Below are 8065 nucleotides of genomic sequence, written 5' to 3' on the forward strand. Positions count from 1 at the left end.
CCGTGTAACGTCTTGACGTTCGCGAACCGCTCCATCAGCTCCGCCAACTCCGCTTCGATCGCTTGTTGAATCACTTGCCGCGCCCCGTGACGAACCAATTCGTCAAGTCCAAGCCCGACTCCCGATAGACCGACGACTGCTTTTTCCGTATCCTTGCTCATGGTGGATGGTTTGATTTTTTGCTGGTTTCCGACTTCGACAATCAGATTCTCAGCTGAAACCTCCACCGCCTTCAACTTCCCGCCTCAACTCCCCCGTACACCACTTTCGACTTTAGCTCAATACGGTTGCGTTGCCATCCAAGCCGACCAGCAAGACGTTATAAGGCATGTGTCGATTGTCATATGCAGGGCTGTCCATACCTGGCGCGCCAATTGGCATGCTAGGGACCGCCAGTCCAATCGCGTATGGACTCTCCCGCAGCAATCGCCGAATCTCACGGGCCGGAACATGGCCATCAAGCGCATAGCCTTGAACAAGGCCGGTGTGACAGGAGGCATAGCGCGCTGGCATGCGGACTTTTTGTCTTGCCTCGACCGTGTCTTCGACGTCGTGTACAACCACTTCGAAACCGTTGTTCCGCAAATGCAAAAGCCAATCCCGGCAGCATCCACACGCTGGTGTCTTCCAGACCTCAATCTGGGTCTTGGATGCAGTCTTTTGTGCCCAAGCCAAGGCAGGCAAAAGCACCAGTCCTGCAATGACGGAACGCCTCATTGCTGAGACAGTCTTGATACCCGATAGTCTTGTCATAGTACTTATTCTCGTGCAGCCAAAATCGCCTAGGTTCCCGGCGGCGACAGCACACCAAGCCAAGCGACCGCAGCGAGAATCACTACGGCGAGTCCCGCCTCCATGCAAAGGCTTCGGCGCAGCGCTATAACCGCGTCAGAGTGGTCGCCTACGTCCAATGCCGTCTCCAGCTGTGGACTCAATCGATAGCGATTGGCCGCTGCCAAGCCCAGCATCGCTCCAAACAGGGCGAGTTTGAGCAGCAACAGACGCCCATAAAGGGAAGAGAAGAGTCCGTCAAGTGTCGGGCCTACGATCAGCCAATAGTTGAACACCCCTGTCGCGAGCAAAGTGGCGACAATCAACGTCCCAAGACGGGCAAAGCCATTGGACGTATGGCTCAGAATCTCGACCGCTTCCGTTGAGGCCGCGTGCCGCATGGAAGCCAGGAGCACAAACGCTGCTAATGCGCCGACCCATGCCCCAGCGGCCAGGACGTGGGCAATATCGGATGCAAGATGAAGATATCCCGTCGCACCATCGTGCATCGCCCCGTGCCCAGCCCAAGTGACGGTGACGAGCGCCACGGCGCCCAGGCCGGCACACAACCCAAAATGAGGTATCGGGCGTTTTGCCAACCAAGCAACGACGACCAGGCAGCTCACTAGCGCCACCAAGCGCGCAATCCAGGCCAGTCCGACCGTAGTGGTGGTCAGGATCATGCCGAAGATATGGCTAGTTAGGGCGCCATACTCGGTGGCACCGGTCATGGCTTTGGCCATCACCACGATGCTCCACAGCGACAGGAGGATGCCCAAGGCGGCAGTGGTTCCAACGGTGCAGACGTATCGACGCGCAATCGCCGATGCTCGGTGATCGGGCCGCAACGCTTGCACGCCGAACAGCGAGACACCGAACAGGATCGTCAAATCCAGATACAGCGCAAACCGCAAGGCGATATTGAGCCAATCGTCTGCCATGGTTTTACTTGACCTTAAACGAAATATTCCCCGTCATGGGGTGAGTGTCCGATGAAACTGCGCGCCATTCGACTTTGTACGTCCCGGTCATCAAGGGCTTGGCAGGCGTGATGACCATTGTCTTGGGGTCGTCGCCTGCTGAGACGTTTGCAGCAACCTTCATGGCATCTTGCCCCGACATGCCGGGCATTTCCGTCATCACCAGATTTGCCCCCGAGAATTGCGTCGAGAGACTCTCCGAGAACTTGAGCTCGATCTTTGCCGGCGCGGCTACTTCGGCTTTGTCGGCGGGCGTGGAAGACAACAGCTTGGGATGCGCAAATGCAGCCGTGCTGGCGAGAATGGCCGAGGCCGCGACAACAATGCTGGCAATGTAACGATGGTTCAACATATCAATACCTCCACTGGTGGTGAAAAAGAAAACGACTAGTACCAAACTCGCAGGCCTGCGACAAACCGAGTCTCGCCACTGCGGCCTCCATCAGCCCTGATCATATTGGCCGTGTTGCCAAACGTCTGGTACCGCTCAACGCCGATGTAAGGCGCGAATTGCCGGCTGAATTCGTAACGCAAACGCAGTCCGACGCTAGCGCTAGACAGGCCACTGCCGATCTCCAGAACCGGATCATTTTTCCCATAGAGGTTCGCCTCCACGCGCGGTTGTAGGATGAGGCGCTGGGTCAGCAGCAATTCATACTCCGTGGACAGCCGCAGCGCAGTACGACCACTGTTACCAACGTATGCCGTGGCCTGGATGTTGAACCAGTATGGCGCCAGACCTTGCACGCCAAAAGCCGCCCAGTTCCGCGCTGGACGCCCCGAGCCGACGTCGTTTCGGATCCCAAGCTGGGTGTCCCAGAACGTCGTGATCGCGTGCCCCCACAGCAACTCGGTGCGCGCCTCCTCGAGTCGACCTTTTTTCACATCGCCTTCCGCCTTCAGCACAACCTTGTTGTAAGTGCTTCCGTACCACGCTTGGGCCTCGTAAGACGCGGCGTTGGAGTTAGTCCCGCGCACCCACTCCAGGCGATCAATCAAGAACGATCCAAAATTGTGTTCATCGGCCATCATGAGCTGGCGGGTATTGCCCAGCGCGTACTTTCCAACCCCCAGTTGATATCCACCCGAGTATGCATTCGGATCCCGTGCATCAGGTGGCGGAGAGCCGCCTTGCATTTGCATCGAGCCGTGATCCATGCCCTGCATCGAGCCGTGGTCCATACCCTGCATCGAGCTGTGGTCCTTTGGCTGCGTTCCAGCGCTCGAGCTTGGCGCCATGGTGTCGTAGGAAGTCGTGGATTCCTGTGCCAACGCGGCGCTGGTGCCGACGACGGTCAAGGCAATTGTCAATGCTGCTTTAGCGTGCTTTTGCATGATCTTTTGTGGACTTAGGCGACGATCACTTCGCGGAACATGCCCGCGTCCATATGCAGCATGAGATGGCAGTGCCAAGCCCATCGTCCCAAGGCGTCAGCCGTGACAAGGAAGCTAATACGCTGCGCTGGTTGCACCGGAATCGTATGCCTGCGCGCCAAGAAGGTTCCGTCCGGTGCTTCGAGTTCGCTCCACATCCCGTGCATATGCATCGGATGCGTCATCATCGTGTCGTTATGAAGAATGACACGAAGACGCTCCCCGTAGCGGAAGTGAACAGGGGTAGATTTGCCAAACTCAACACCATCGAACGACCATGCGTACCGCTCCATATTGCCGGTCAGATGCAGTTCGACTTCACGCTGCGGGCCGCGCGAATCCATCGGGCCGCCGATGGTATGCATGTCCTGTAGGACTAACACGCGTCGCCCATTGTTACGCAGGCCGATACCGGGATCGTCGAGGTTAGTCCGCGCCATATCGACATGCATGTCGGTGCTTGGACCATACTCTGTGCGCGCGTGGCGCGCCTTCTTGCTCGGAACCTTTAGGGAACTCGCAGCGCTGTCGTGCATCGCCCCATGCTGACCGTGGTCCATCCCGGACATCCCGGACATCCCGGACATCCCGGACATCCCGGACATCCCGGACATCCCACCCATGTCGCCCATCATGTCAGCCATTGTCAGCCACTCGGCCTTGTCTACCGATGGCACGGTAGCTTGCAAACCTTGGCGCACAGCCAAGGTTCCAAGAGCGTAGCCTGTACGGTCCATCGTTTGAGCGAAGATCGTGTGGGCGTCGTCCGTAGGGGTAACCACCACATCGCACGTTTCGCCTGGGCCAAAGCGGAACTCATCGACCGATACCGGCTCAATGTCCTGTCCGTCAACTTGAACCACCTTCATCTTCACGCCGGGAATACGGACGTCATAGAAAGTGTTGCCAGCCCCGTTGACGAAACGCAGCCGTACAGTCTGGCCTCGGGAGAACAGCCCCGTCCAGTTGCCCGCAGGCGTTACGCCATTCATCAGGTAGGTCAATGTTGCGCTGGAGAGATCAGCCAGATCCGTCGGGTTCATCCGCATCTGGTTCCACATCCGCCGCTTGTCCATGGCAGATGTCCATCCTTCACGCGAAACGTCGCGAAAGAAGTCGACCACAGTCGGCTGGTTATAGTTGTAGTAGTCGCCTTGGATCTTAAGCTTGGTGAGGACGCGCATCGGATCCTCGTCCGTCCAGTCGGAAAGCAAGACGGTGTAATCGCGATCGGCCCGCACGCGGTCCTCGCCAGCGGGATCGATAACGATACCGCCATATAGTCCTGTCATTTCCTGGAAGCCGGAGTGCGAGTGGTACCAGTAACTGCCACTCTGCTGGACCTTGAAACGATACGTGAATGTCTCGCCCGGGGCGATGCCGGAAAAGCTGATCCCGGGTACGCCGTCCATCTGGAACGGCAGAATGATGCCGTGCCAATGAATTGACGTGGGCTCCGGCAGACGGTTGGTCACCCGGATGGTGACCGTGTCACCTTCACGCCACCGCAACGTTGGGCCAGGCAGCATGCCATTGATGGTAGTCGCCATGCCTGGCTTGCCGGTAAAGTTCACTGGGGTCTCAGCGATCACCAGATCGAATTCGGTGCCCCGCAGCACGGGCGCGGTGCCAAAGGCTGTGCCCTGGGCCTGCGACGCCCGCGCGGGCATCCCGCCCAAGCCCAGGCCAGCGATCACCCCTCCGGCGGCCAAGCCTTGCACAAATCGCCTCCGCGGAAGGTTCGGAAGCACCACGCCCATTGCACGATTGCTGCGCATCTCTTTATTCCTTGCGTAAGTCCCTGATGAGATTTGTACGGCAGGAGCAGCCTAATCACTCCAAGGCTACCTTAACCTGACCGAAACATTACATATTGGTCAGGTTGGTCAGCAACCATGCCGCTCCATGTACGCTACACGATACCGGTCGCACTTTTCGTGCGCCATAAGTAATAAAGAGACAGACATGAAGCTCCTTGTTGTCGAAGACGAATCCAAGACCGGCGAATATTTGCAGCAGGGGTTGTCGGAAGCCGGCTTTGTTGTGGACCTTGCCCGCAATGGCTTGGACGGCCGACATCTTGCAATGACGGGCGACTATGACCTCTTGATTCTTGACGTGATGTTGCCCGATCTCGAAGGGTGGCAGATCCTGCACGCACTGCGCTCAACTGAACTGGCTGTGCCGGTGCTGTTTCTGACCGCGCGCGATAGCGTCGCTGATCGGGTCAAGGGCTTGGAGCTGGGCGCGGATGACTACATGGTCAAACCATTTGCATTTGCGGAATTGCTCGCGCGTGTTCGAACTCTGCTTCGACGAGGCAGTGCGCCATCGCTTGCAGAACGCATCCAGGTGGCCGACCTGGTGCTGGATCTGACTCGCCGTCGTGCTTCCCGTGGCGGTCAGCGAATCACGTTGACCAGTAAGGAGTTCTCGCTGCTGGAACTGCTAGCCCGCCGTCATGGCGAGGTGTTGCCCCGGTCCCTGATCGCCTCCCAAGTCTGGGACATGAATTTCGACAGCGACACTAACGTGATCGACGTCGCCATTCGACGCCTGCGCGCCAAAATCGACGATAACTTCGAACCTAAATTGATCCATACCGTCCGTGGCATGGGCTATGTCCTCGAAGGTCCGGAGGACGGGGAGTAATGAGGCGCCATTCACTAACGGCGCGGCTGACCGCGTATTTCTCCTTGTCATCAGCGGCCATGTTGTTGGGCCTCGGCATTCTGATCGCCCTGGCCATGGAGGAGCATTTTGCAGTGGAAGACTTTACGGCGTTGGGCGAGAACGTGAACGTTATTCGCCGGGTGGTTGAGAGTAGCTCTGCACCCGAGGTCTCTAGTCGGCTCAACGACGTGCTACAGCACCGCACGGATCTGATTGTGCGAGTCCAGGCGCCACAGGGTCAGGCCTTGTTTGCCACCCCCGACTTTGACTTTGCGGAGGTGTTGGCCGTGCTACGCAAGGCAGGCCGTCATTCCGGGGCCCTTGTTTGGCAGCAGGGCGACAAGCAATACCGGGGGGTGCATATGCAAGTGCCGCTGCGCGACGACGGTGCGCTGGATGTATTGGTGGGCATCAATACTGAGATCCATGCGCATTTCCTACGCGCGTTTCGGAAGACGTTGACGCTCTACATCGCATTGGCCGCCCTGGCGAGCGGCCTATTTGGATGGTGGGCGGCCCGGCGGGGGCTGTTGCCGCTGCGCGCGATGGCTTCGCGGGCGAAGTCTGTGACGGCGGACCGCCTGGACGAACGGATGCCGGTCGATATGGTACCGGTCGAGGTTGCCGATCTTGGCGTGACGTTGAACGGCATGCTCGCGCGCTTGCAGGGCGATTTCCAGCGACTCACCGACTTCTCGACCGATATCGCACACGAGCTACGCACACCGATCACCAACCTGCTGACGCAAACCGAAGTGGCTCTCTCACAAATTCGCGAACCTGCAAAGTACAGAGACGTCCTTGCTTCAAACGTAGAAGAGCTGCAGCGTTTGGCTCGGATGGTGTCGGACATGCTCTACCTGGCCAAGATGGAGCACAACCTGACGCTGCCCAGTGCCGAGATGATCGAGCTTGCCGGCGAGGTGCGCGCACTCTTTGAGTTTTACGACGCGTTCGCGGAGGACAAAGCCGTGCAGTTGCAAGTGGAAGGACAAGCGCAACTGCGTGGCGATCGGCTCATGCTCAGACGCGCCTTCAGCAATCTGTTGTCGAATGCGATACGGCACACACCCAGGCGCGGCCGTGTGATCGTTTCCATCACGCCAACCGAGGAGGGCCTCGCCGTGACGATCGACAACGACGGCGAGGCGATTGCTCCCGACGTGCTGCCGTTCATCTTCGAGCGCTTCTTTCGCGCAGACAAGTCGCGTGCGCGCCCAGAATCGGACGGAGCAGGCCTTGGCTTGGCTATCACCAAAGCAATCGTTCTCGCCCATGGGGGAACCATTTCTGCCACACGCGTGCACGATCGCACTCGATTCACCGTCCGGCTGCCGATCCGCTGCTGAACTTTGGGGGGGCACGCTCGCTGACATCATCCGTCAGGTCGGCCCCTATGGCGGCCAATGTGTCGTGCAAGCTGCCCGAAGTCTTGCGTGAGCATGACGCCTTTGAAAGGTTGTGCGTGCATCACAACATGGCGATAACGCTTCCCCGTCAGGGGCCAGGCCCAGGCTTTTTCCTTGCTGTACATGCAGCGTGCCATTCCGGCACGTCGGCAATCAAGGAGAACCCAAATGCCTCACCAACACTTCCAAGCCTGCATCGACGAATGCGCCGCGTGTCGCGTGGCGTGCCTGCACTGCGCCACCGCCTGCTTGACCGAGAAGGACGTTCTGACATTGAGCACCTGTATTCGGCTGGATCTCGATTGCGCTGAGATCTGCGAAGCCGCCGTGGGCGTGATGGCGCGAGGCAGCGCCCAAGCCACTGCAATATGCGAGCTGTGCGCGAAAATCTGTCAAGCCTGCGCCGCCGAGTGTGCCAAGCACTCCCACGAGCACTGTCAGCAGTGCGCGCGTGCCTGCGAGACATGCGCCGACGCCTGTCGTGCCGTGCATTGAAGGTGGCATACCGGATCAATCTCGCTGATCTGTCGCACTTGTAATACGAGGGTCACGTTTCTGTCAGCCCCAGCCTTCTACACTGCATTGGCATAGCAGTGTCTTGTTTCAACTTGAAGAAGGAAAACGCGATGAACATCCTGAAAAAATCCGCATTGGTGGGGGCAGCGTTGCTGGCCCTCGGTGTCAACGTCGCCAACGCGGCGACCGCTACTGGCGCGCGCGACCCATATACCGATGGCGCTAACGCGATGGGCAAGCGCGATCCCTACACCGATGGTGGGCGCGCAGCGCGTGACATCTACACCGATGGCGCGCATTCGATGGGCACCCGTGACCCTTACACGGATGGTGGCCACCAAT

9 protein-coding genes and 1 pseudogene are annotated in these 8065 nt (G+C 58.7%); 4 read left to right on the plus strand and 6 right to left on the minus strand.

The window, feature by feature from the left end; translation table 11 throughout:
- The 6 genes and pseudogenes from BEK68_RS25385 to BEK68_RS06000 all read right to left on the minus strand — a co-directional run.
- Positions 1 to 161, minus strand: a pseudogene (locus BEK68_RS25385) (IS256 family transposase); the annotation flags it as partial.
- A 112-nt stretch (positions 162 to 273) separates the two neighbouring features.
- On the minus strand, positions 274 to 753 hold the full coding sequence (locus BEK68_RS24715) for a DUF411 domain-containing protein (RefSeq protein ID WP_081311579.1): 480 nt from the start codon (positions 751 to 753) through the stop codon (positions 274 to 276).
- Positions 754 to 782: 29 nt separating this feature from the next.
- On the minus strand, positions 783 to 1712 hold the full coding sequence (gene copD / locus BEK68_RS05985) for a copper homeostasis membrane protein CopD (protein WP_004635312.1): 930 nt from the start codon (positions 1710 to 1712) through the stop codon (positions 783 to 785).
- A gap of 4 nt (positions 1713 to 1716) precedes the next feature.
- Positions 1717 to 2103, minus strand: a complete 387-nt coding sequence (copC, locus tag BEK68_RS05990) for a copper homeostasis periplasmic binding protein CopC (RefSeq protein ID WP_004635311.1) — start codon at positions 2101 to 2103, stop codon at positions 1717 to 1719.
- 35 nt (positions 2104 to 2138) lie between these two features.
- Entirely contained in the window at positions 2139 to 3086 is a 948-nt protein-coding gene (locus BEK68_RS05995; RefSeq protein WP_065851593.1) for a copper resistance protein B, read from the minus strand.
- Positions 3087 to 3100: 14 nt separating this feature from the next.
- Complete coding sequence (locus BEK68_RS06000; RefSeq protein ID WP_065851595.1) at positions 3101 to 4903, minus strand: copper resistance system multicopper oxidase; 1803 nt, start codon at positions 4901 to 4903, stop codon at positions 3101 to 3103.
- Between the two features lie 187 nt (positions 4904 to 5090).
- Here BEK68_RS06000 and BEK68_RS06005 point away from each other — a divergent pair, with 187 nt between their 5' ends.
- The 4 genes from BEK68_RS06005 to BEK68_RS06020 all read left to right on the plus strand — a co-directional run.
- Positions 5091 to 5777, plus strand: coding sequence for a heavy metal response regulator transcription factor (locus tag BEK68_RS06005; RefSeq protein WP_009241638.1), 687 nt, complete (start codon positions 5091 to 5093; stop codon positions 5775 to 5777).
- Positions 5777 to 7147, plus strand: a complete 1371-nt coding sequence (locus tag BEK68_RS06010) for a heavy metal sensor histidine kinase (protein WP_012435842.1) — start codon at positions 5777 to 5779, stop codon at positions 7145 to 7147. Before BEK68_RS06005 ends, BEK68_RS06010 begins: the two co-directional genes overlap by 1 nt.
- A gap of 228 nt (positions 7148 to 7375) precedes the next feature.
- Positions 7376 to 7702: a four-helix bundle copper-binding protein gene (locus tag BEK68_RS06015; RefSeq protein WP_004635299.1), complete on the plus strand. Its 327-nt coding sequence runs from the start codon at positions 7376 to 7378 to the stop codon at positions 7700 to 7702.
- Between the two features lie 131 nt (positions 7703 to 7833).
- On the plus strand, positions 7834 to 8065 hold a 232-nt coding region (locus BEK68_RS06020; protein ID WP_004635296.1), incomplete at its 3' end, for a hypothetical protein.

Source organism: Ralstonia pickettii (assembly GCF_001699815.1).
GTDB classification, from domain to species: Bacteria; Pseudomonadota; Gammaproteobacteria; order Burkholderiales; family Burkholderiaceae; genus Ralstonia; species Ralstonia thomasii.